Here is a 23,581-nt window from a genome sequence, read left to right as displayed (position 1 = left end):
CAGTAATTCAGAGAACGCAAATGGAACATAATTTTCTCGATTATTACAACAAAGAGCTTACGTTCATGCGTGAGATGTCGCGTGAATTTGCTACGCAGCATCCTAAAATAGCCAAACGTCTTGGCATGCATGGTATTGAAGTCGCCGATCCTTTTGTCGAGCGCTTAATTGAAGCCTTTTGCTTTATGTCGGCGCGTACGCAAATTAAGCTGGATGCTGAATTTCCCCTCTTTACACGTCGACTGCTGGATATTGTTTACCCGAACTATACGGCGCCTACTCCTTCAATGGGTGTTGTGCAGCTGCAGCCCAGCCTGAAAGAAGGCGATCTCACTCAAGGTTATACCGTTCCCCGCAATAGCGCTTTTCTCACGCCAATTGCGCCAGGAGAAGTTACGCGGTGTGAGTTTCGAAGTGGCCAGGACGTCCAGCTATGGCCCTTTGAAGTCACAGATGCACGCCTGACCAGTCTGCCACCTGATATGCCCTCACTTGAGCGCCATCGAATTTCGGCGCAGCGACTTAAAGAAACGCTCCGCATCAAGCTAAAACTGCCTGCGGGTTTGTCCTTCTCGCAGCTCGAAGGGCTTGATCGTCTGCCGATCTATATCAATGGTGATGAACGTGTGGTGTCACATATCTTCGAGTTGCTGTATAGCAACCACGTTGCCACTATTCTTCGCGGTAAACATGATGGCCAGGTACATGATACCGTCATCAGCAAAGATGCATTGAGCTTCGATAGCCTCAAACCCGAGCAGAGCTTATTGCCTGTCGCATGGAACATGTTCCATGGTCACAATCTGGTACATGAGTACTTCTCCTGCCGTCAGCGTTTTTACTTTTTTACCGTTACGCAACTGGCCGCGGCGGCGAAGTACAACACTTCAGATGAAATGGAAATCATCTTCCTGCTTGATCGCCAGTCACAAGCGCTGGCCAGCCATGTCACGGCATCTCGCTTTTTACTGCATTGCACCCCGGTGATTAATCTGCTGCCACGCCGCATGGATAAGTTGGAAATCAATCGCAAACTGAATGAATTTCACGTGCTACCCGATCGGAGTCGGCCACTGGATTTTGAAATTTATTCCATTGAAAAAGTATTTGGTCAAAAGGCTGAAACAAGTCAGGAGATCAACTTCAATCCTCTTTTCCAAACCCGCCATAGCGATAAAGGCAACTACGGCCGCTATTTTTCGACCATCAGGAAAAATCACACGGGTAAGCGCAACACGCGTAAATACGATACCCGTACCGCGTATGCCGGCACTGAGGTGTTCCTGTCATTAGTTGATCAGCAGAACGCGCCCTTTAGCGATGATATTCGTTACCTTTCCATTGAAGCATTGGTGACAAACCGCGATTTACCTTGCCTGATTACGGCAGACGGCAATTTCACACTCACGATGACTGAATCGGCTCCTGTCAGCGGTGCTCGTTTTCTGTTTCAGCCAAGTGCACCTCGCCCACCCTTTGCTAAAGGTGAATCGGCCTGGCGCCTGATCAGGCAACTTAGCTACAACTATCTCCCTCTCTCAGATATGCCTCACAGTGAAGGGGGCGAAGCGATGCGTAACATGCTTCGCTTGTTTGTTAACAGCGCGGACCATGAAGCAAATACCCAGATTGATGCGTTGGTAGGGTGCAAAAGTGAACCGGTTATTCGTCGTTTACCGGGCAATGGCCTGTTGGTATATGGCCGGGGGATTCGCTGTTCACTGACTATTGATGAAGAGGGCTTCTCCGGCATTAGCCCCTATTTGTTCGGCATGATCATGGAAAACTATCTGGCGCGTCATGCCGCCATAAATGTTTTCACAGAAACCGAATTGCTGACGATGCAACGTGGCCGAATTGGTCTCTGGCAACCGCGTCACGGTCGCAGGGGAGTGTTGTAATGCCTGCAGAGCATCCGGCTCCACTCCCTTTGGGGCTTGAAAATTGGTTTGATGAGTCCAAACCCTGGGATAGCGGTTTTATCAGTTTAATGCGGACCCTGGCAGCGCGTTCACCTGAACTGCCCGCTCCCGGTACGTCTGCGCTGCCCGATAATGAAAATTTCATCATTGGCCAGTCACCACATATGGTGTTTGCCCCACGAGAAATTGAAAGCGTTAGTCAGCAAGATGATAAGACACACCTGAAGTTGTTTAGCCTGGGGATCTGGGGACCGCAGGGTGCAATGCCGCTCCATCAGACCGAAATGGCCTACATACGGAATGAACAGCATGATACGACGCTAACGAATTTCGTAGACCTTTTTCATCATCGTGCGCTTTCCAAACTCTACCGGGCATGGGCTGTTTCTCAGGACACTGCGGCACTTGATCGTCCACATGAGGAACGCTTTTCGTTTTATACCGGCAGTCTGATGGGTATCGATCCTCAGGAGCTAGCAGAAAGTGTCCTGCCACAGCACCCTCGTCTCTCCGCAGCCTCGCACCTTGTGCGTGAAGCGCGTAATCCTGAAGGTCTGCTCGGCGCACTGAATTACTACTTTGGACTGCCGGTACAAATCAGAGAATACGTCGGCCAATGGATAACGCTACAGCGTGACGATCAAACTCAACTGGGCTTTGGTCAGGAGAGTGCACTGCTCGGTGATGGCGCCATGCTTGGTGATACCGTTCTGGATCGTCAGCATAAGTTTCAGCTCATTTTTGGCCCACTGACGTTGAAGCAATACATCCGCTTTAGCCCATGGGGTCAGGATTTACCGGTGCTGTGTGAATGGATTCGGCAGTTCGTCGGTTTTGAATATGCATGGGAAGTCAGCCTGGTGCTCAATGCCAGCGACGTACCCTGCGCAACCCTCGGCGATGCCTACCAGCTCGGTTACACCAGCTGGCTTGAACGCGAAAACCACGATTCGCCACTGCCAGGAATGAGTTTTGAACCGGAGACGTATCACAATGCTTCATGAAGCAGGACCTGATCTGAATGCCATTAACGCTAGCTTATTAAGGAATGATTGTGAGTGACCTTATGACACCGATGTGCCCTGAATGGTATCAACCCCTGTTGATGCCCGTCACAGACACGTTGCCATGCGGAGAAAATCTGGAAGATGACGCGGCGTTTCTCCTGCTGGAGACCCGCATGCAGCCGAGAATGGGTGCGGAGTATGGCGACTTCGTTGAAACGGTTGATCCCATTAACTGGGGTGAAATCGAGCGTGAGGTCAAAACGCTGCTCACGCGTAGCCTGGATCTAAGACTGGTTCTGGTATTAATCCGCTGCCGTTTCCGAAAAATTGGCATTCCAGCCCTGGATGAAGGCTTGTGCGCCCTACTCTGGCTACTTAAACAGTGGCCAGAGCAGGTGCATCCACAGCTATATGATGAGGGATCTTTTGAGCCCCTTATGCGCGCCAACGTGCTGGCAGAATTAGAGTCATCGAATGGCATTCTCGCAGATTTAAGAATGCAGCCTCTGCCAAAAGTGTCGGGCTTGCAACTGAACGTGCGCGACGTTGAGCGGGCCACCCTAAACCCACAAGCTGAACAATCTCTTGATGAGAATGCGCTTTCACTGGCCCGATTGGGATGGCAGGAGCAGCAAGCAGACGTCATCTTCTCCTTAAGGCATGCGGAGCAACATCTCAATCAATTGCGGCTGCTGCTGATAGAGATGCTGTCTGATGATGCGCCTGATTTTAGCGGCTTATTTAAAGTGCTCGCTCTTTTTGGCTTTGCTGGAGCCCCCCCGGCGCCCGTTGTAGATCAGGCAGAGCTGCCAGAAGTGACTATCGAAACACCTGCAGTCCAGCCTTTAGATGTGAGCTTGCCGGAGTCAGAGCAGGTAGCAGCAAGGTTGGTGACGACGCCCACGATAGAAACATTGACCATGTTGCCCGTTCGCAATATTCAGGATCGTACGGATGCGCTGATGCGCTTACGCGAGATTCAGCAGTGGTTTGTGCGCTACGAACCTAGCAGTCCAGTGGGTGATTTGCTGACATTGACGGAACAAATGGTAGGTAAACGTTTTGCCGAATTGATGCAGATTCTGCCGCAGGATCTCATCGCCAGACTGAGTAATGGACAGGAGTCCTGAGTATGAGATTACGCAATAGCTTTTTGTTCGTCACGGGTGCATTTCTTAGCCAGTCAGCCCTTGCAGTGTGTACGGTGGATCCAGACTCGCAATTTGGTGGGGCAAACCGCACCACGCTGACCATCCCGGGATATACCTTTTATGTTGATGCGGGAGCACCAGTAAGCGATACACCGCTTAATTACGAAAATTCAACAACGCAGAATGTTACGCTCAGCTTCAAAGATTGTGAAATTGGCGAGGCTTATGGCAAAACGGCATTGCCTCCTTTGGCTCCAACAGGGAGGACAAATTATTTCACCACTAGCGTTGAGGGCATCAGCGTTCGTCCTCGCTGGAATAATGGCGATAGATTTGGACATTTTCCCTCAAACGCCGTTATGACTGAGAATCGTTTTAACTACCCTCCAGCGTCGTTTTTCCAGCTTGAGTTTGTCAAAACATCTCCACGTTTAAAGTTAACCGACCCTAACGGAGATGTAGTGTTGTCCCCAGGAACCATCTTGAGGAACTGGGTAACCAGTGATACCGCAGCCAATTACGGCCAACTTCTTAACATAGGCGAAATCAGAGTTATCAGTATCCCCAACTGCACTATTGATGGCCCAAAAACGGTGAACTTTGGCCAGCTGGGAGAGCGAGACCTAATAAGCGGCGTAGAAAAAAATCTAGATTTCAGCCTGAGGTGTGCCACGGATTACGGTAGCTACAGTGCATCCGCATCATTAATCACGGCCTCCCCGAATGCCGATGGCACCATCCCGGTAACGGATAGTGCTGGTAATAATGACCGTTTAAAAATTCAGATTACCGACAGTAACAATCGCAACATGCCTGCAGATGACAGTGCAAAAGAGGATCGCGCCCAGGTTGCCGATGAAGTGCCAGTGAATTACAGCTGGAAAGCCACCTTAATGAAAAATGGCAATGTATTACCAGAGGAAGGGAATTTTACCGCCAAGGCGGAGATTCTATTAGTTGTGAACTGATTTTATCAAAGGAATTGATACAGTTACCATGAATAACAATAAAACAATTTTCATCGGCATCGCCAGCTACCGGGATGCTGAATTAGTGCCAACGCTGCTCGACATACTTGCTCGAGCGCAGCACGCTGAACGACTACACATCGCTATTTGCTGGCAGGACAATGGTAAACTTCACCCATTTATTGACAGCGGTTTTATCCCCCAGCTCGTGGGTGAACATCATGGGCACACGCTTTACCGATTAATTAAAGGCAATGCTCAGATTCAACTCTTAGCCGTGGATTACTTAAAAAGTCAGGGTGCCTGCTGGGCGAGACATATGAGTAATACGCTTTACAACGGTGAGAGCTATCATCTGCAGATCGATTCACACAGCCGTTTCACTGCTCACTGGGACAGTGAAATGATCGCTATGCTGGAAAGCTTACGATCGCAAAGTCCTCGGCCAATACTCACGCATTATCCGCCACCTTATACCCCTGAACAAAAAAAAGAACAGCGTAGTAATAAGGTGAGTCGCCTGATATTTAGTCAGTTTAATGATAAAGGCGTTGTGTCTCTCAATTCAGTAGACATGGTCGAAGAGCAGCCACGGAGAAGTGGTTATCTGGCCGCAGGTTATCTTTTTAGCGACGGTCATTTCATTGAAAACGTCCCGTACGATCCTCAGCTTTTCTTTATCGGTGAAGAAATTTCTTTAGCCGCTAGGGCCTTTACCCACGGTTACGATCTGTATACACCTCACAAAGTTCTGCTCTGGCACTACTACGGCCGCGCAAAATCACCGAAATTCTGGAGCGATCATACCAACGAAGCGAAAAAAAGTGGTCAGGTGGATCAGGTATGGTGGGAGCGCGATAATATCTCTTATCAACGCATTCAAAGCCTGCTGGGGATCAGTGATAAGCAAGTGGATCTCGGGCACTGGTGTTTAGGTACGCATCGCACCCTGCAAGAGTATCAGTACCGCATTGGGGTCGATTTTCGCCAGCAACGGATTCATCCATTAATTAAAGCCAAAGAAAAACTAACCTGGTTTGATCACTTACCGGAAGAGCATGAACTTTGGCAACAACAACTGGTTAGCCCCCATCTGCGCATGTGGCAGTTGACGCATGCGGATGTCGATATCCTTCGTAAGGATGTGCTTTGGTGGCAGCTCAGCGTGTATCAAGCTGACAACACCCCGCTTATAAATCAGCAGCTTTCGCCTGAAGAACTCTTAAAACTTAAGAGTAATGATAATGGCGAAAAATTTGATCTTCGCGTGTATTTTGACACCCAACGCCCGGTGGCTCCTCACTGCGTACGTCTTTGTCCGTATATAGATGGTGAAGGTTGGGGTGACATCAAGGAGCGCGCGTGGTGAGCGGACATTCAGCACTTCAAGGACTCATCTCCAGCTGCACGCTGCTCGCAATGAAAGGTGTCGTCCCCTCTCTTCTGGATTTTCAGCAGCAGTTGCAGCAGCAAATTATACTTTATTGCCAGCACCTATCTGATGAAGCCTATCCGCACGAAGAGATTATCGCCATCCAGCGGCTACTTTGCCGCGTGGTCGATAGTCTCGCCATGAGCAGCTTCTCCACACAAGGAATCAGCTGGGCGAACTATCAGCTAGGCCACCATTTTTTTGGTTACCAGCATGACGAACTGTTTAACCCTGCGCACAGCGACTTGCTGTTCAACTCCGTACACCAGGAAATAAAAAACACCACGTTGATAATGTTCGCATTATCACCCTTATCTTTACCCGGTAAGGAGCGTATTGAGAAAAAAGTCACTGTGACTGAATCTGATGTCATTGAAACGGCAGATGACGAAAGTGAACCACTTGCCATTCAGGTTGAAGCCCAGGGTCCAACTATTCGCTGGATGTCATTAATGTGCCAGTTCGCCATCGCAGGATTTTTACTGGGGATATTCTGGTACGGATGCCGAATGTTTCAGAGTGGAGGACTGTAACATGAGCTATCAAAAATTAAATATGATGCTGGTTGCAGTCGCATTGCTTATTACTTCAGCGCTTTCCTGGCTGCAACAAGACAAGCTCACCGGCGAACTGCTTATGTTCGGATTTGCCGTGCTCGCTGTACTTCTCATCATCAAGCAATTGCGCTGGGAAACGCGTGAATTACCTCAACCGCCCAAAGAACCACAACCGGAACCCGAGCAGCTCTCCCCTGTTGTCCTGATTTTGGGACCTTATGCAGAGAAATGGTTTACCGAAAGCAATTACACAGACAGTACTCGCTACTGTGAAAAGTCGACCTGGCTATTAATCAAAAATCCCGATGAATTAGCCTGTCGCCTTGACTATATTAAGCAGCATTCTCCAAATACGCCGGTTGCCGCTTTTTTTCCATTTCTGCCAGATGGACATGAAACGTCAGCATTATTGAATCACCACCTTCTCAACTGGCTGAGAGATTTTTCCGGGGTCATATCTGATATTAAAATCCCCTGCACAATAGGGATTTATGCGCATATCAGCACTGAACTCCGCAAACATTCCTCATCTAACGCGAGCTGGAGTGGTGAACTCGATTTCAATCGTCTGCAGGCGCAAAATATGCCGGACGAAATCAATCGGCTAAAAAATTATCTTAAAAATCAGGATAATTCCGCAAGTGATATCCAACGTGCTGCGCTGGGCTATGACTTACTCTGCTGGCTAGAAGAACAAGAAATTAGTGCCGCGCTGACTAAGATATTTACCCATTCCACGCTTAAGCTGAGCGCTTTGCTATTGTGTGATTATGGTCATGGCTTTACACGGCATGGCGCATGGTCGATATGGCTGGAAGAACGTTACGCCATTCTTCCTGCGCTGGGTAACAGAATGCCGATGCCGCCGTTGCCCGCCATCAAACAGCTTTATATACCCAAGCCCGCAGTGGTTCCCGTTATTCCTATTTACGGTAAGCAGCCGGCTTTACTCTGGAGTATTTGCTTAATTACTTTGCTGCTATTAACCCAGATAGGAGTTGCTGGCTGGCAATCTTTGCAGCAGCAAAAAACCTACCAGCATGAGATAGCGCTACTCGAAGAACAACGTGAGTTATCAGTTGCAAGGTTGAATCAAAAAATTGCTCAACTACAGCAGCTTGATGAGCAATCGCAGCGCTGTTCCGCTGAAGTGTCCCTGCAAAATTGGGGACTCAGCCCATGCGAAGCCATTAGCCGAACGTTGAATAAAAAGATGGCAAATTTGCAGGCGGTAAAAGTAGTGACGTCTGCAGGAGTCATCCCTTTATTTGATCCGGGTAAATCTGACATCTCAGCAAAAGCCACGCCTCCGCTGGAAGAGATGGCACACAAAATCGCGCAAGCGCCAGGCTACCGGATTCTGATTATTGGCCATTCAGATAGTACCGGAGGCGACGCACTTAACGCCTCTTTATCTCTGGAGCGAGCGGATGCTGTTCGCCACTGGCTCATCAAAAAAAATATCGATCCTTCGCTGATTCAAGTGCGAGGTGTTGGTGCAACCGAACCAATGACCAGCAATGTGACAGCGGAAGGGCGACAAATAAATCGGCGCGTCGAAATGTTGCTGATACCTATAGAAAATACAAAGGAGACCATTCTCAATGGATAATAAAAATACTATGTATCATATTGCTGAGGGAGTCTTTATGACGGCACCTCCGGTTATGGATCGTTCTATTCAGTTGCTGATGTTTCGTGATCCAGATGATAAAGAATACCGCGTCATCATTACTCGCGCGGGTTTAGCAGAAGAACAAACTCAGGAAGAGTGGGTAGAAAAAGAGATGGAAAATTTACGTTTCCGTCTGCCTGGTTTTCAAACTGAAGGAAAAATGTTGAGACATCAAATCGGTCCGGCAAAACTTGACGTTATCCAGGTTGCTAATCGCTATCTGGATGACGGTGAAATTGTGCGACAGGTTCAATCGGTAGTCAAACTTCCCAAGCACTCGCGTTATAACCCGATTGAACGTGATGTACTGGTATTTACCCTTCAGGCTAACGAAGAATTTACTGAATATCAGCGTAAGCACTACGTTCAAATCATCAATAGCTATTCACCTGCCGTCTGACATAACGAAAAAGAGACGCCGGAGTTGCAGTCTTTTTAAAACAATAAGGATAATAAGAATGTTAACCGTCGCCGTTGAGTCGCAAAATGTCTTCTATCGCCAGGGGATGATTAGCATGCTTGACTACGTCAAGCAGAGTAAATCGTTGAATGATTATAAAATCCTTGACGCCGATGTGAAGAACTTTAACGAAACGGCGAACATCATCTTCACCGACAATGCAGTAATAATAAATATATTCAGCAAAGACAAGACTATTACTCAACCCGGAAAAAAGAGCGGACAGCCGTCCGCCATTCACATTACATTTAACGTTTCCGGATTATTTATTGAAGATATTCACAGCTTCATCGTACGTATTTTTACTGCTGCAACACTTCCACATGACGGAGTGGAAAAGAGCGATTTTTATCGACATTTCAAAATACGGAAAAACGCACAATTGTCTGAACCAGAAAAGAGGCTGGTATTGCTCAGTGGGCATGGGCATGATATTCGAAACATTTCGCACATTATGCGTTGCTCAACCAACAGTTCTTATACCTATCGGCGTAATGCTATAAAAAAGCTAGGAATGGATAATCGACTACAGTTTTATAAATACGTACAGATTTTGAATAAATTTGAAAAGCATAACAATATATTCATATGCCTTTAAGACGAGAAATCAGATGAATAACAATGATATTCAGTCATGGGACTGGAGCTTTGTGGACAGGATAGTTTATATTAACTTAGATGTTCGCAAGGATCGTGATGCACAATTACGGGATAATTTTAAACTCATTGGCATTCCAGAAGAAAAATATCATCGTTTTGCAGCCATTTCACATGAAGTTGGACAATATGGTTGTGTACTCTCTCACATAGCCGTGCTAAATGAAGCAAAAAATAATGGCTGGAGAAACATTTTAATTATCGAAGATGATATGGTTTTCAATAATTCCCCAGAAGACCCCGAGCGCTGGTTAGCGTTTATTAATCATCTGGCACAGCAAGCCTGCTGGGATGTGGCGATGCTCTCAGGTAATCATTACATTCTTAACACAATTACCCCGGGATTTACCCGGACTAAATTTTCGTATTGTAGTAACTGTTATATGGTCAATGCACATTATTATGACAGGCTAATTGAAAATTTAAACGAAACCAAAGAGAACCTGGAGAAGGATTTAACGAATAAAAAACTCCATCTTGACGCCAATTGGATTAAAATAATGGAGAAAGATAACTGGTTTGCCATTTACCCCTGTCTGGGCTATCAATCGAATGGTTTTAGCGATATTGAGAGTAGAAATATTGATCATACAGGAACCTTTACGCGAAAAATTGATGATATAAAGATATATGGTTCATATTGATGTTTTAAGGTCATACTTTTTAAACTTAAGGACTATGGCCTACTAAACGTAGATTCATATTTTAGCATCAACATTGAACACTCGAATGACAGAACTACTCTCTCCTTGCTGTGATTCTACCATTTTCCCAAATACGCTTTTGAAGGATAACTCCTACAAATCAGGAGTAGATTACTTAAACCAAATGAAAATCAGCGGATGGACGGCCAGTTAAAATAATTAACATAAAGCGAATGCCACTTAATCACTAAGAAATTTCTCTCAGAAATATCCTGTCAACATTTTCTTGAACTATCTTAATAAAATTTCCAGCTGATCTTGCAAACGTTTTAATTACGCTTTTATGTGATAAACCCCTATTTAAATCCCTCCTGGAATTATGCTACGTTCTGCAGCATCGGGAAAGAGTAGTGCGGTTAAGTTATGAATACTCCGGTAAACACAGTGTTAACAATGAATTAATATACGCATTAAATCAATAAGTTGCAGGAGCAACATTCATTATTACTGCTTCCGGGCGCAGCTGGCCGGGCGCAGCTGGCCTAGTGCAATAAAGGCTTTAACGACTAAAGGAATGTGACGGATTGAAGCCGCTGGCTTAATGTCGATTTTGCTCCGCAAAGATAATCGCCGGGTAAGTCAGGATTAACGTTCAAAGGGAATTAAACGATGGGCAGTCAGGAATACATTATTGCCGGCAGTAAATTACCGTTCCATAACCATTATCATCTCAGATTAACCCGACTGGAATCTCAGCTGCCCGGCGTAGATATTTCTGTGCTCAGGTTCAGCGGCAGCGAAGCCATCAGCGACATTCCCTGCTACCACATAGCGTTCACCAGCGCGGTGAAGGATCTCCCCGCCCACCACATCATTAACTATTCCGCCCTGTTTCTGATGTATCCCGACGGCAAGCCTTACGAGTCAGTCAAACCGCGCATTGTTCCCGGCGTCATGACGCAGTTTCGTCAGTGCGGCACATCAGCCGATGAAACCCGCTACGTCGCGACGCTCGAACACCGCGTTACCCGCTTAAATCAGGGCTGCAACAACGCGATTTACCAGAATGACAGCGTTGTCGCAATCCACTTCGTTGAACCTGACAGTGCCCCTTAACGTGCTCCTAACCATGTGTAGTACGCAATAGATCACTATGGACCGCTATGGAGCATAAATGAGTGTTATCTGCTGAATTTTATAGGAAAAGTAGAATTTAAAAGAACTGAATGGAAGAAAATATGGCACGCCCTACAGGATTCGAACCTGTGACCTACGGCTTAGAAGGCCGGTGCTCTATCCAACTGAGCTAAGGGCGCATAGTGATTGGGTCGGATTATACGTCCAGCGGCTCGCGCGTCAACGTTTTTGCCCTTCCACAGCAACGAAGTGCTGCCAGATTAACCAAAACCCCTTAATGCCGCTTGCGCCAGTCGCTTAACGACACCAGATTGCCGCCTGCTTCCGTTTCGCCTTCCATCTCAATCCCTTGCTGGGTGAAGCGCGCATTATACTGGTCGCGCAGCGCATGCAGCTCCTGGCTGTCCGGCTCCAGCTGGCGCAAGAACCCCAACGCCAACAACAACTGCTGCCTCGATATCAACGCTGAAAACCCCGCGCGGCTCAAAATGCCATGCCAGCGCTGCATATTTTCGTCGCTGCCATCGACAATCAGCACCTGCCAAATCAGCAGCACCGCCGCGCCGTTGTGCAGATGCGCGTCATTATCGCCGGCGATGTAATCGGTGAACTCTTTTGCCGCTTCTTTGCCCATCAGCGATAGCATCGATTCGATATGCACCGGCGGCAGCTGCAACCGTTTATTGAGCGCCTGCACCGCATGGCGCGAGCTGGCCGTCAGCAGCTGAAAACCTACCACGAACACCACCGCCAGCGTGGCGAGAATTAACCAAATCATCACGTCATCCATCTCATTCACTGTCGGGCATGATAAGCGCTAACGCGGGTTGGCGCCACGGCGAAAAGTCGGGAAAGCACCGTAGAGGGCGAATCTCTACCTGACAGCCGCACGCGCTTCTGACAGAATAGGCGCCATCCCCGATTTAACCCTCTACAGATGGATTTCCTCTCTGATGGCAGCAAAAATTATTGACGGTAAAACGATTGCGCAGCAGGTGCGCCTTGAGGTTGCCGAAAAAGTACAGCAGCGTCTGGCGGCCGGTAAACGTGCGCCCGGTTTGGCAGTGGTGCTGGTGGGTGAAAACCCGGCTTCGCAGATCTATGTCGCCAGCAAACGTCGCGCTTGTGATGAAGTGGGCTTCATCTCCCGCTCCTACGATCTGCCGGCCACCACCAGCGAAGCAGAGCTGCTGGAGCTGATTGATAAGCTAAATAACGACAACGATATCGATGGCATTCTGGTGCAGCTGCCGCTGCCAGCGGGCATCGATAACGTCAAAGTGCTGGAGCGCATCGTGCCGGATAAAGACGTGGATGGTTTCCATCCGTATAACGTCGGTCGTCTGTGCCAGCGTGCGCCGAAGCTGCGTCCGTGTACGCCGCGCGGTATTGTCACTTTGCTGGAGCGCTACAATATTGATACTTACGGCCTGAACGCCGTAGTGGTTGGCGCATCCAATATCGTTGGCCGTCCGATGAGCATGGAGCTGCTGCTCGCCGGTTGCACCACCACCGTCACGCACCGTTTCACCAAAGATTTGCGTCATCACGTTGAGCACGCCGATCTGCTGGTCGTAGCGGTTGGCAAGCCGGGCTTTATTCCGGGCGACTGGATCAAGCCGGGCGCGGTGGTGATTGATGTCGGTATCAACCGTCTCGAAAGCGGTAAAGTGGTGGGTGATGTGGAGTTCGATGCGGCGGCTGAGCGCGCCTCGTACATCACGCCAGTTCCAGGCGGCGTCGGTCCAATGACGGTCGCTACATTGATCCAAAACACGCTGACGGCGTGCGAAGAATTTCACGACATTGAGGAGGCATAATGGCCAGTTTTTCTCTCGGTAAACATGCCCACGTTGATTTGTGTGACCTGCTGAAACTCGAAGGTTGGGTGCAGAGCGGCGCGCAGGCGAAAGCGGTGATTGCAGAAGGCGAAGTGCGCGTAGATGGCGCAGTGGAAACGCGTAAGCGCTGCAAGATTGTGGAAGGCCAGAAGGTTGAGTTTGCGGGTTTTAAGATTACGGTTGTCGCGTAATTAAGTGCAGTAATTGATACGGTCGCCATGAATGGCGACCCTACGTGGATATCGCCGGGTTTTCGTAGGGTGCGCATTCATGCGCACCTGCATAAACAGGCATTTTTTTACTCAAGTGAGCGGCATTACGCCATTCATGGCGACCCTACAAAAGCCGTTCATCACCCACCACGCGCGTTTCCCCTTCGATTTGCTCCAGCTCGATATGATTCACCGCGGTATGTTCAGCAATCAGCGTTGCCAGTTTCGGTGAATGGCTGGTGATCCACAGCTGGCTAAACTGGCTGGCTTCAGCGATCAGGCGCGCCAGCGCCGGCAGCAGATCTTCATGCAGGCTGTTTTCCGGTTCATTCAGCGCCATAAACGCGGGCGGACGCGGGCTGAGCAGCGCCACCACTAAGCAAAGAAATCGCAGCGTGCCATCAGAGAACTCGGCGCTCTCCAGCGGACGCAAAATCCCGCGTCGCGACATCAGCATCTGAAAACGCCCGTTCTGCACATCCACGTGAAATTCCGTATCCGGAAAAGCCTCTTCCATCACCTGAAACAACAACTCGTGATGGCCACGCTCGACGATGGTGGCCCACGCCGCCGCCAGATTGCTGCCATCGTGGCTCAGCACCGGCGCGCGCACGCCAATCTGTGGCGCACGAATCGGCGAACCGGGCCACACGGCAAACTCATGATAAAAGCGCCACTGGCGCAGCCGTTCGCGCACCTGCGAAAGCTCGGGATAAAGATGCGGTTCGCCCAGTTGTCCAAATAGCGACTCTTCCGGATGCAGCACCGCCGGATAACTCACGCGCTCGCCATCAACGTTATGCAGAAAAGCCGTTTGATTGCTGCGTTGCAGAATGCAGGAAGAGGGACGTCGCCGCTGGCCGCTCATCCACAAGCGTTCCTCTTTCACCAGCGGATCGAGGTTGAACATGCTGGTGGCCAACGGCTCAGGGAACCCAACATCGAGCTGGTAATCCATGTCGTCCATTACCACTGCCAATGAAAGACGTTTCGGATCGTGGCGACGATCGCCGCGCCGCAAGCCGCCCGCCCACATCGCTTTCTGGATGCCGCCCTCTTCCGCCAGCGCCAACGCTAAGCGCCCGCTGGCGGCTTCGTGCAGCAGTCGCACCGCTTTATACAGGTTTGATTTGCCGCAGCCGTTGGGGCCGCTTACCACGTTGAGCTGTTGTAGCTGCAGCGTCAGGTTACGTACCGAGCGGAAGCCGTGAATCTGAATCTGTTCAATCGCCATAATAAAAAAGGGCGATTTCTCGCCCTCTCCGGTTATTTGCGTCGCCAGCTGGAACCTTGTGGCCCATCCTCAACGATCACGCCCAACTCGTTGAGCTTATCGCGCGCCACATCCGCCTGCGCCCAATCTTTGGCTGCACGCGCGTCGGAACGGGCTTTCACCCAATGCTCGATTTCCGCCACTTCGTCGTCATTAACCTGCGCACCACTCTGCAGGAACAGCTCCGGATCCTGTTGCAAAATGCCGAGCACATCGGCGATCTGGCGGAGTTTTGCCGCCAGCGCATCGGCCGCCGCTTTGTCTTCAGTTTTCAGGCGATTCACTTCACGCGCCATATCGAACAACACCGAATAGGCTTCCGGCGTGTTGAAGTCGTCATCCATCGCGGTGCGGAAACGCGCTTCGAACGCTTCGCCACCCGCCGCCGTAGCGTTGGCGTCGGTGTGACGCAGCGCGGTGTACAAACGCTCAAGCGCCGCACGCGCCTGATTAAGGTTATCTTCGCCGTAGTTGAGCTGGCTGCGATAGTGGCCCGACATCAGGAAGTAGCGCACGGTTTCGGCATCGTAATGCTGCAACACATCGCGCACGGTGAAGAAGTTATCCAGCGATTTCGACATCTTCTCGCGATCAACCATCACCATGCCGGAGTGCATCCAGTAATTCACGTAAGGGCCATCGTGCGCACAGGTGGATTGCGCCACTTCGTTTTCATGGTGCGGGAACATCAGATCCGAGCCGCCGCCGTGAATGTCGAAATGGGTGCCGAGCTGTTTGCAGTTCATCGCCGAACATTCTATGTGCCAGCCTGGACGACCGTTGCCCCACGGCGAATTCCATGCTGGTTCGTCGGCTTTGGACATTTTCCACAGCACGAAGTCCATCGGATTGCGCTTCACGTCCGCCACTTCGACGCGCGCACCGGCCTGCAGCTGTTCCAGATCCTGACGTGACAGCACGCCATAAGCTTTGTCGCTCAGCACGTCGAACATCACGTCGCCGTTGTCGGCGACGTAGGCGTGATTACGTTCAATCAGCGTGCCGACCAGCTCGATAATCTCATCGATATGGCGCGTGGCGCGCGGTTCCAGATCCGGCGGCAGAATGCCAAGTGCAGCGAAATCTTTATGCATTTCGGCGATCATGCGGTTGGTCAGCGTTTCAATGCTTTCGCCGTTTTGATTGGCGCGCTTGATGATTTTGTCATCAATATCGGTGATGTTGCGCACATACTTCAGCTGATAGCCCACGTAACGCAGATAACGCGCCACCACGTCGAATGCCACAAAGGTACGCCCATGGCCGATATGACAGAGGTCGTAAACCGTAATACCACACACGTACATACCGATTTCACCGGCATGGATGGGTTTGAATTCCTCTTTCTGTCGACTCAGGGTGTTATAAATCTTTAGCATTGAACGGTTCCGTTTGTTTTACGTGTGCGGGAATAGAACTATCAAAAATCTAGCTGTTTATTGCGTCAGCTGATCGGTTAAGCATGGTATTCAATGACCGCACATTCCGTAGCGGCGCGATTTATCGCGCAATAAATTGCGCCGCTACGATGTCTGCGCTCTGTATGATCTGTTTTCATCGCTTAACTGACCAACGTCAAGCCGGTTATTGTGCCGTATTTTTCTCAGTTGTGCATCGCTCGCTTGCCAACTGCCGTTGGGTTACTGACGCGTTATTGGAAATTGTGATATAAGGAGCGTCTACAAAAATGCCCCGCCGCCTCGCTGGCGCGGCAGCTGATACTGACGACAACCTTTACAGGAAGAATATAATGGTCACTTTCCAGACGAACCATGGCGATATCGTAATCAAAACCTTCGATGACAAAGCGCCGGCTACCGTAAAGAACTTCCTGGAATACTGCGCGGAAGGTTTTTACGATAACACTATCTTCCATCGCGTAATCAACGGCTTCATGATTCAGGGCGGCGGTTTTGAGCCTGGCATGAAGCAGAAAGATACCAAAGCAGACATTCGCAACGAAGCGAATAACGGCCTGAAGAATACCAAAGGCACGCTGGCGATGGCGCGTACTCAGGCTCCACACTCAGCCACTGCCCAGTTCTTCATCAACGTAGCAGACAACGACTTCCTGAACTTCCGTGACGAAAGCCTGCAGGGCTGGGGTTACTGCGTGTTTGCTGAAGTGGTTGAAGGCATGGACGTGGTTGAGAAAATCAAAGCGGTGAAAACTGGCCGTAGCGGCATGCATCAGGACGTTCCGGTTGACGACGTTGTCATCCAGAAAGTGACCGTTAGCGAGTAATGTCGCGCACGCTGTTTATCGCAGATCTGCATCTGTGTAATGAAGAACCGGCAATTACTGCCGGTTTTCTGCATTTTTTGCAGGGTGAAGCGCGTTCGTGCGATGCGCTTTACATTCTTGGCGATCTGTTTGAAGCCTGGATCGGCGACGACGATCCGAATCCGCTGCATCAGCAAATTGCGGCAGCGCTCACAGCGCTACCGGTGCCAACATTCTTCATTCACGGTAATCGCGACTTCCTGCTCGGCCAGCGCTTTGCGCGTGCCTGTGGCATGACGCTGCTGCCAGAAGAACAGGTGCTGGAGCTATATGGTCAGTGCGTGTTGATCATGCACGGCGATACCTTGTGCACCGATGACGAAGGCTATCAGCGTTTTCGCGCCAAAGTGCATCAGCGCTGGCTGCAGCGCCTGTTCCTCGCATTGCCTTTGCGCATGCGCATGCGCATTGCTGCGCGCATGCGTAATGGCAGCAAGCAGGCTAATCAGCACAAGTCGGTCAGCATTATGGACGTCAATCAGCAGGCCGTTGAGGAAACGATGACGCGCCACAAGCTGCGGATACTGATTCACGGCCACACGCATCGCCCGGCGATTCATCACTTCCCGCTGCATGGCGAAAACGCCCAGCGCGCGGTGCTCGGTGCCTGGCATGAGAATGGCTCGATGATTCAGCTTGATGCCAGCGGCGTAAGCCTAATCGAATTCCCCTTCTAACATCCGGGCGTAAATGCCCGTTTTCCGCCTACGCAACCGTTTTCCTTGCTGCCATCTCATGCTATTCTCTGTGCCCTTCTTCACCTGCCCGCCCGGCCAGGTTCGTTTGCATATTCACAGGAGTTGACCGCATGTCATCCAACGCCACCCCGGCCCGTATCGCCATCGTCATGGGTTCTAAAAGTGACTGGGCTACCATGCAGTTCGCCGAGGAAATTCTTAACAGCCTGGATGTGCCCTTCCACGTTGAAGTGGTCTCAGCTCACCGTACGCCCGACAAACTGTTCAGCTTCGCGGAAACCGCCGCCGAGAACGGTTTTCAGGTGATCATCGCCGGTGCTGGCGGTGCTGCCCATCTGCCGGGCATGCTGGCCGCCAAAACGCTGGTGCCGGTGCTGGGCGTGCCAGTGCAAAGTGCCGCGCTGAGCGGCGTTGATAGCCTCTACTCCATTGTGCAGATGCCGCGCGGTATTCCAGTGGGTACGCTGGCGATCGGTAAAGCCGGTGCCGCCAACGCTGCACTGCTGGCGGCGCAGATCCTGGCGATTCACGACAGCGCGCTGGCCGTGCGCATCGCCAACTGGCGTCAAACGCAGACCGATGAAGTGCTGAATAACCCGGATCCGCGGGAGGAAGCATGAAGCCGGTTTGTGTATTAGGCAACGGTCAGTTAGGCCGCATGCTGCGCCAGGCGGGTGAACCGCTCGGCATCGCGGTGTATCCGGTGGGTTTGGATGCAGAACCGTCTGCGCTGCCGATCGCTGAAAGCGTAATTACTGCCGAGATCGAGCGCTGGCCGGAAACCGCGTTAACCCGCGAACTGGCTAGCCATCCTGCATTTGTGAATCGCGATATTTTCCCGCGTCTGGCCGATCGCCTGACGCAAAAACAGCTGCTGGATCAGTTAAACCTGGCCACCGCGCCGTGGCAGCTGCTGGCCGATAAAGCCGAGTGGCCTAAGGTGTTCAATACCCTTGGCGAACTGGCGATTGTCAAGCGTCGCACCGGCGGCTATGACGGTCGCGGCCAGTGGCGCTTACGCGCCAATGAAACCGACGCGCTGCCGGATGAGTGCTACGGTGAATGCATCGTTGAGCAAGGCATTAACTTCAGCGGCGAAGTGTCGCTGGTGGGCGCGCGTGGACACGATGGCAGCACGGTGTTTTATCCGCTGACGCATAACCTGCATCAGGACGGCATTCTGCGCACCAGCGTGGCCTTCCCGCAGGCCGATGCCGCACAGCAACAGCAGGCGGAAACAATGCTCAGCGCCATTATGCATGAGCTGAATTACGTCGGTGTGATGGCGATGGAGTGCTTCATTACGCCAGCAGGATTACTGATTAATGAGCTCGCTCCGCGCGTGCACAATAGCGGCCACTGGACGCAGAACGGCGCGTCAATCAGCCAGTTCGAGCTGCACCTGCGTGCGGTGCTCGGCTTGCCGCTGCCGCAGCCGGTGGTGTTTGCGCCGTCGGTGATGGTGAATCTGATTGGTACCGATGTGAATCTAGCGTGGCTGCAACAGCCGCTGGTGCATTTGCATTGGTACGATAAAGAAGTGCGCGCCGGTCGTAAGGTGGGACATCTGAATCTGACCGATAGCGATCGCCCGCGTTTAGCCTTAGCGCTGAATGCACTGGTGCCGCTGCTGCCGGAAGAGTATGCCAGCGGGATTGCCTGGGCAGTGGAGAAGCTCTAAGTCACCAGGTCGCCATGAATGGCGACCCTACCTGCCTCGGTAGCATTTTTCAGGGTCGGCATTCAAGCTGACCCTGTGCATTAAGCCGCCTCAAACCGCCTGAACAGCGCCTTCCCTTGCAGCAACCTTACGCCCAGCCAACCACCGCACAGCGATAACAGCAGCGCACCACCGATCGGCAACACGATCCATAGCGTCCAGTCTGGCTGCCAGGGGAAATCAAAGATCTTGCGCTGCAATCCCCACAGCGCCGCTTCCGCCCCCAACGCCGCCGCAATGCCCGACACCACACCAAGCAGCGCAAACTCGCACCACAGCGTCCCGCGCAGCAGTCGTTTGCTGGCACCCAGCGTGCGATACACCACCAGCTCCTGGCGCCGCTGACGCATGCCCACCTGAATCTGCGCCAGCAGCAGCAGTACGCCGCATACCGTCACCAGCACCACCATCACTTCCAGTGCCTGGCTCACCTGCGTCAGCACCTGGCCTATTTGGCGCAGCATGCTGCCAATATCCAGCAGGCTCAGCGTAGGAAACGCCCGATTAAGCTGGGCCAGCAGCGCCGGATTGTTATCCATGCGGAAGCTGGTCAGCCATGTTTGCGGCTGTTGATCAAGTGCGCCCGGCGGGAAGATGAAGAAGAAATTCGGGCGCAGACTTTCCCAATCAACCTTACGCAAGCTGGTAATTTTGGCGCTGAACTGCTGAGTATCGCCACTGAAGGTCAAGGTATCGCCGAGCTTCACGCCAAGACGATCCGCCAGCTCGACTTCCATTGAGACTTCACCGGCTTTTGGCGGCCAGCTGCCGGAAATCAGCGGATTGTGATCCGGACGATCGGCTTGCCACGTCAGATTGAGCTCGCGATTGAGCGCGTTATCCAGCTTCGGATCCGCCTCTTGGCCGTTCAACTCGGTCAGGCGCGCGCGAACAATCGGATAGAAGGTTTCAGGCTTAATATGATGCCCATTCAGAAAATCGCGAACCTGCGGCACCTGCTCTTGGGTGATATTCAGCAGGAAATAGTTCGGGCTATCCGCGGGGAGCTGCTGTTGCCAGCGATCGAGCAGGTCGCCGCGCATCACCAGCAGCAGCGCCAGCAGCATAAACGACAGCGAAAACGCCGCCAGCTGGCTGAGCGTCATTGCCGGTTGCCGCAGCAGACGGTTTATCGCCAGCCGCAGCGCCAGATTGCGTACCACCAGCTTTCGCAGCAGCAGCAGCGTGCCCCAGCCGAGCAACGCCAGCAATAGCGCCAGCATCACCACGCCCGCCAGCAGCGCCCACAGCATTTTGCTCCCGCCCATGAGTAGCGCCAGCAGCCCCATGACGATCAGCGCCATGGCGGGCAGATAAAAGCGCAGCGGCCACACGTTTGCCACCGCATCGCGACGCAATACGCGCAGGGGCTGAGTAGCCATCAGCAGACGATAAGGACGCGAACCGACCAACAGCGAGATAACGAACATCGCGCCAATTGCCCACAGCCACGGCCAGAAACTGGCGGCCGGCAGCGCGGCGGGCAGCACCGGTTTCAGCATTAACAGCAGAATAACTTCAATGCTCTGCCCCAGCGCGCTGCCGACGATGGCGGCCAGCAACAGCACCGCCAGCCATTGTCCGATGATTAATCGCTGCAGCGCTTTACGCGTCGCGCCCAGCGTTTTCAGCACCGCCACCAAATCGTAGCGGCTGCGGCAATAATGGCTCATCGCCACCGCCACCGCAGCAATCGCCAGCATTAACGTTAGCAGCGCAGAGAGCAGTAAAAATTGCTGCGCACGCTGCATCGATCGCCCTAGCGCATCTTCCGAATTCTCGACGCTCACCCAGCGCTGATCGGCGTTTAGCTGTGGTTCGATCCATCGATCATAGCGTGCCAGCGGTGCCGGTTCACCCGAGAACTTATAGCGCCAGCTCAGGCGGCTGCCCGGCTGAACGGCCCCTGTTTTCTCTACGTCTGCCAGATTCATCAGCAAACGCGGCGCAGTCTGAAACGGATTGAAGCCGCCATCCGGCTCCTGGATCACTTCACCGGCAATGCGCAAGGTGGTGTCGCCAACGTCTACGCTGTCACCCACTTTCAAATTCAATAACGCCAGCAAACGCGGCGCGGCCAGCACCGTTCCCGCTTGGGGGCGCAGCCCCGGTGGATCAGTTTGCAACGTGCCAAACATCGGATAGGCATCGTCAACGGCTTTAACGTCCGCCAGCTGCGGCGTTTCTTGCGCGAAGGTCATGGTCATAAAGCTCAGCTGGCGGCTGACAGACAAACCTTCGTCACGCGCTTTACTCAGCCATGCTTGCGGCGCGGGTGCGCTGCTGCGCAAGGTGCGATCGCCCGCCATAAAGTCACGGCTCTGCTGGCTCAACCCTTTTTCCATGCGATCGCTGATCGATCCCAGCGCCAGCACGCAGGCCACCGCCAGCGTGAGCGCCAGCCAGACTATCAGCAGCGACGGCGATCGCCACTCACGCCAGAACCAGCGCCAAATCATGCTTCCTCCCACAATTTGCCGTCACGCAGCCGTAAGCGGCGGTCGCAGCGCGCCGCCAGTTGTTCATCGTGCGTCACCAGGATTAGCGTGGTCGCGAAATCGCGGTTGAGGGAGAACAGCAGATCGGCGATACGATCGCCGGTTTTGCGATCGAGGTTGCCGGTGGGTTCATCGGCAAACAGCAGACCGGGACGACCGCTAAAGGCGCGCGCCAGCGCCACACGTTGCTGCTCGCCGCCAGAAAGTTGTGCGGGCAGATGATGCAGACGATCTTTCAGCCCCAGCACGCTCAAAAGCTCCACGGCCTGGTTGCGGCTTTCACGATCGCTATCGCCACGCAGCAGCGCCGGCAGCTGCACATTTTCCAGCGCATTGAGCGTCGGCACCAGCATAAAGGATTGAAAGACAAAGCCGACTTCACGCGCGCGCAGGGCCGCTCGCTGCTCTTCGTTCATGTTGTGTAGCGGCAGGCCCAGCAGGTGCACCTCGCCGCTGCTGCCATCGTCCAGGCCCGCCAGAATACCCAGCAGCGTGGATTTACCCGAGCCAGATTCACCAATTAAGGCGATGGTCTCGGCTGGTTTGACAACCAGCTCAACTCCGGTAAGGATGGTGAGCTGATGCTCTCCCTGACCGACGGACTTAGTAAGATGATGAACTGCAACAATGTTTTCCGCTGGCATTATCCCTTCCTGTTGTTATTGCTTCTGCTGGTGTCGCGTATCGCTGCCGCCGATACCTTGCTGGTGTTGGGCGATAGCCTGAGCGCCGGGTATCGCATGTCGGCCACGACGGCCTGGCCCAGCCTGCTGAATAAAACGTGGCAACAGCAGCCCAATGTGGTGAACGCCAGCATCAGCGGAGATACCGTAGGCCTTGGGCTGGCACGTTTGCCTGGCCTATTAAAACAGCATCAACCGCGCTGGGTGTTAATCGAATTGGGCGGTAACGATGGCCTGCGCGGTTTCCCTCCGCAGAACATCGCTGCCGATCTGACCAAAGTGATCGACGAAGTGAAAGCCGCTAAGGCGCAGCCGCTGCTGATGCAGATTCGTCTACCTGCCAATTATGGACGTCGCTATACGGAGGCGTTCAGCGCGATTTATCCGCGCCTGGCACAGCAGTACAACATTCCTCTGGTGCCCTTCTTTATGGAGCAGGTCTACCTGAAGCCGGAGTGGATGCAGCAGGACGGCATTCACCCCAATCCGGATGCTCAGCCGTTTATCGCCAATCTGATGGCGACGGAACTGGCTCCGTTAGTAAAGCATGATTAATCCAGACGCGTAATTTTAACGGGTAATTATATGAAATATAAACCAGCATACTGAAAGACGCTTGCAACGCGCTGCGTAATCGCGGCGCGTATGGATATCGTCTCACTATTTATCGCAAATATCCTTTCGATAAGCCTACAGTCTTAACTTTTGGTGGTCTCATTCTTAACAAAATGATGTAAAATTCTTCTCTTTAGACAGCGTGTT

General features: G+C 52.1%; 23 protein-coding genes and 1 tRNA gene. 18 read left to right on the top strand and 6 right to left on the bottom strand.

What is annotated here, in order from left to right:
• The first annotated feature begins 20 nt into the window (after positions 1-20).
• From tssF to ACIP6T_RS01195, 11 genes are all read left to right on the top strand, one after another.
• Positions 21-1,901, top strand: coding sequence for a type VI secretion system baseplate subunit TssF (gene tssF, locus ACIP6T_RS01245; protein WP_400454952.1), 1,881 nt, complete (start codon positions 21-23; stop codon positions 1,899-1,901).
• Positions 1,901-2,926 (top strand): type VI secretion system baseplate subunit TssG, encoded by a 1,026-nt coding sequence (tssG, locus tag ACIP6T_RS01240; protein ID WP_097094641.1) that lies wholly within the window; start codon positions 1,901-1,903, stop codon positions 2,924-2,926. The genes tssF and tssG overlap by 1 nt, the downstream gene beginning before the upstream one ends.
• Before the next feature lie 50 nt (positions 2,927-2,976).
• Positions 2,977-4,059, top strand: coding sequence for an ImpA family type VI secretion system protein (locus tag ACIP6T_RS01235; RefSeq protein WP_400454950.1), 1,083 nt, complete (start codon positions 2,977-2,979; stop codon positions 4,057-4,059).
• 2 nt (positions 4,060-4,061) lie between these two features.
• On the top strand, positions 4,062-5,048 hold the full coding sequence (locus ACIP6T_RS01230; protein WP_400454948.1) for a fimbrial protein: 987 nt from the start codon (positions 4,062-4,064) through the stop codon (positions 5,046-5,048).
• A 28-nt stretch (positions 5,049-5,076) separates the two neighbouring features.
• Positions 5,077-6,417 (top strand): GlcNAc-transferase family protein, encoded by a 1,341-nt coding sequence (locus tag ACIP6T_RS01225; RefSeq protein WP_400454945.1) that lies wholly within the window; start codon positions 5,077-5,079, stop codon positions 6,415-6,417.
• Complete coding sequence (locus ACIP6T_RS01220; RefSeq protein WP_400454942.1) at positions 6,414-7,013, top strand: DotU family type IV/VI secretion system protein; 600 nt, start codon at positions 6,414-6,416, stop codon at positions 7,011-7,013. The genes ACIP6T_RS01225 and ACIP6T_RS01220 overlap by 4 nt, the downstream gene beginning before the upstream one ends.
• A gap of 1 nt (position 7,014) precedes the next feature.
• Positions 7,015-8,649 (top strand): OmpA family protein, encoded by a 1,635-nt coding sequence (locus ACIP6T_RS01215; protein WP_345827120.1) that lies wholly within the window; start codon positions 7,015-7,017, stop codon positions 8,647-8,649.
• Complete coding sequence (locus ACIP6T_RS01210; protein ID WP_097094647.1) at positions 8,642-9,112, top strand: DcrB-related protein; 471 nt, start codon at positions 8,642-8,644, stop codon at positions 9,110-9,112. Before ACIP6T_RS01215 ends, ACIP6T_RS01210 begins: the two co-directional genes overlap by 8 nt.
• 58 nt (positions 9,113-9,170) lie before the next feature.
• Positions 9,171-9,770, top strand: coding sequence for a hypothetical protein (locus tag ACIP6T_RS01205; protein ID WP_345827121.1), 600 nt, complete (start codon positions 9,171-9,173; stop codon positions 9,768-9,770).
• Between the two features lie 13 nt (positions 9,771-9,783).
• Complete coding sequence (locus ACIP6T_RS01200; RefSeq protein WP_400454938.1) at positions 9,784-10,473, top strand: glycosyltransferase family 25 protein; 690 nt, start codon at positions 9,784-9,786, stop codon at positions 10,471-10,473.
• A gap of 669 nt (positions 10,474-11,142) precedes the next feature.
• Positions 11,143-11,589 (top strand): contractile injection system protein, VgrG/Pvc8 family, encoded by a 447-nt coding sequence (locus ACIP6T_RS01195; protein ID WP_400454936.1) that lies wholly within the window; start codon positions 11,143-11,145, stop codon positions 11,587-11,589.
• Between the two features lie 123 nt (positions 11,590-11,712).
• On the opposite strand, the gene ACIP6T_RS01190 is transcribed toward ACIP6T_RS01195, so the two are convergent.
• Positions 11,713-11,789, bottom strand: a tRNA-Arg gene (locus ACIP6T_RS01190).
• A 95-nt stretch (positions 11,790-11,884) separates the two neighbouring features.
• Positions 11,885-12,388, bottom strand: coding sequence for a DUF1198 family protein (locus ACIP6T_RS01185; protein ID WP_400454934.1), 504 nt, complete (start codon positions 12,386-12,388; stop codon positions 11,885-11,887).
• Between the two features lie 175 nt (positions 12,389-12,563).
• Between ACIP6T_RS01185 and folD the strand changes: the two genes are divergently transcribed.
• Both folD and ybcJ read left to right on the top strand, forming a co-directional pair.
• The gene (gene folD / locus ACIP6T_RS01180; protein WP_400454931.1) at positions 12,564-13,430 is read left to right on the top strand and encodes a bifunctional methylenetetrahydrofolate dehydrogenase/methenyltetrahydrofolate cyclohydrolase FolD; all 867 of its coding nucleotides are present in this window, start codon (positions 12,564-12,566) and stop codon (positions 13,428-13,430) included.
• On the top strand, positions 13,430-13,642 hold the full coding sequence (ybcJ, locus tag ACIP6T_RS01175) for a ribosome-associated protein YbcJ (protein WP_007890771.1): 213 nt from the start codon (positions 13,430-13,432) through the stop codon (positions 13,640-13,642). Before folD ends, ybcJ begins: the two co-directional genes overlap by 1 nt.
• A 145-nt stretch (positions 13,643-13,787) precedes the next feature.
• Here ybcJ and ACIP6T_RS01170 read toward each other — a convergent pair whose 3' ends face one another.
• Together ACIP6T_RS01170 and cysS are read right to left on the bottom strand one after the other, a co-directional pair.
• Positions 13,788-14,897, bottom strand: coding sequence for an AAA family ATPase (locus tag ACIP6T_RS01170; protein WP_400454929.1), 1,110 nt, complete (start codon positions 14,895-14,897; stop codon positions 13,788-13,790).
• Between the two features lie 32 nt (positions 14,898-14,929).
• Positions 14,930-16,315 (bottom strand): cysteine--tRNA ligase, encoded by a 1,386-nt coding sequence (gene cysS, locus ACIP6T_RS01165; protein ID WP_097094652.1) that lies wholly within the window; start codon positions 16,313-16,315, stop codon positions 14,930-14,932.
• Between the two features lie 371 nt (positions 16,316-16,686).
• On the opposite strand from cysS, the gene ppiB reads away from it, so the two are divergent.
• From ppiB to purK, 4 genes are all read left to right on the top strand, one after another.
• Entirely contained in the window at positions 16,687-17,181 is a 495-nt protein-coding gene (ppiB, locus tag ACIP6T_RS01160; RefSeq protein WP_097094653.1) for a peptidylprolyl isomerase B, read from the top strand.
• Positions 17,181-17,897, top strand: coding sequence for a UDP-2,3-diacylglucosamine diphosphatase (locus ACIP6T_RS01155; protein WP_345827125.1), 717 nt, complete (start codon positions 17,181-17,183; stop codon positions 17,895-17,897). Before ppiB ends, ACIP6T_RS01155 begins: the two co-directional genes overlap by 1 nt.
• A gap of 131 nt (positions 17,898-18,028) precedes the next feature.
• Positions 18,029-18,538: a 5-(carboxyamino)imidazole ribonucleotide mutase gene (purE, locus tag ACIP6T_RS01150; RefSeq protein WP_400454924.1), complete on the top strand. Its 510-nt coding sequence runs from the start codon at positions 18,029-18,031 to the stop codon at positions 18,536-18,538.
• On the top strand, positions 18,535-19,599 hold the full coding sequence (gene purK, locus ACIP6T_RS01145) for a 5-(carboxyamino)imidazole ribonucleotide synthase (RefSeq protein ID WP_097094656.1): 1,065 nt from the start codon (positions 18,535-18,537) through the stop codon (positions 19,597-19,599). The genes purE and purK overlap by 4 nt, the downstream gene beginning before the upstream one ends.
• A gap of 80 nt (positions 19,600-19,679) precedes the next feature.
• Here purK and ybbP read toward each other — a convergent pair whose 3' ends face one another.
• The gene (gene ybbP, locus ACIP6T_RS01140; RefSeq protein WP_400454921.1) at positions 19,680-22,097 is read right to left on the bottom strand and encodes a putative ABC transporter permease subunit YbbP; all 2,418 of its coding nucleotides are present in this window, start codon (positions 22,095-22,097) and stop codon (positions 19,680-19,682) included.
• Positions 22,094-22,780, bottom strand: coding sequence for a putative ABC transporter ATP-binding protein YbbA (gene ybbA, locus ACIP6T_RS01135; protein ID WP_400454919.1), 687 nt, complete (start codon positions 22,778-22,780; stop codon positions 22,094-22,096). The genes ybbP and ybbA overlap by 4 nt, the downstream gene beginning before the upstream one ends.
• On the opposite strand from ybbA, the gene tesA reads away from it, so the two are divergent.
• Positions 22,748-23,374 (top strand): multifunctional acyl-CoA thioesterase I/protease I/lysophospholipase L1, encoded by a 627-nt coding sequence (tesA, locus tag ACIP6T_RS01130; RefSeq protein WP_345827128.1) that lies wholly within the window; start codon positions 22,748-22,750, stop codon positions 23,372-23,374. The genes ybbA and tesA overlap by 33 nt on opposite strands.
• The last annotated feature ends 207 nt before the right edge of the window (positions 23,375-23,581 follow it).

The organism is Pantoea sp. NPDC088449, assembly GCF_044753225.1.
Classification (GTDB): Bacteria; Pseudomonadota; Gammaproteobacteria; order Enterobacterales; family Enterobacteriaceae; genus Pantoea; species Pantoea floridensis.
The sequence above is the reverse complement of the archived record's forward strand: the minus strand, read 5'-3'. Positions and strand labels throughout refer to the sequence as shown.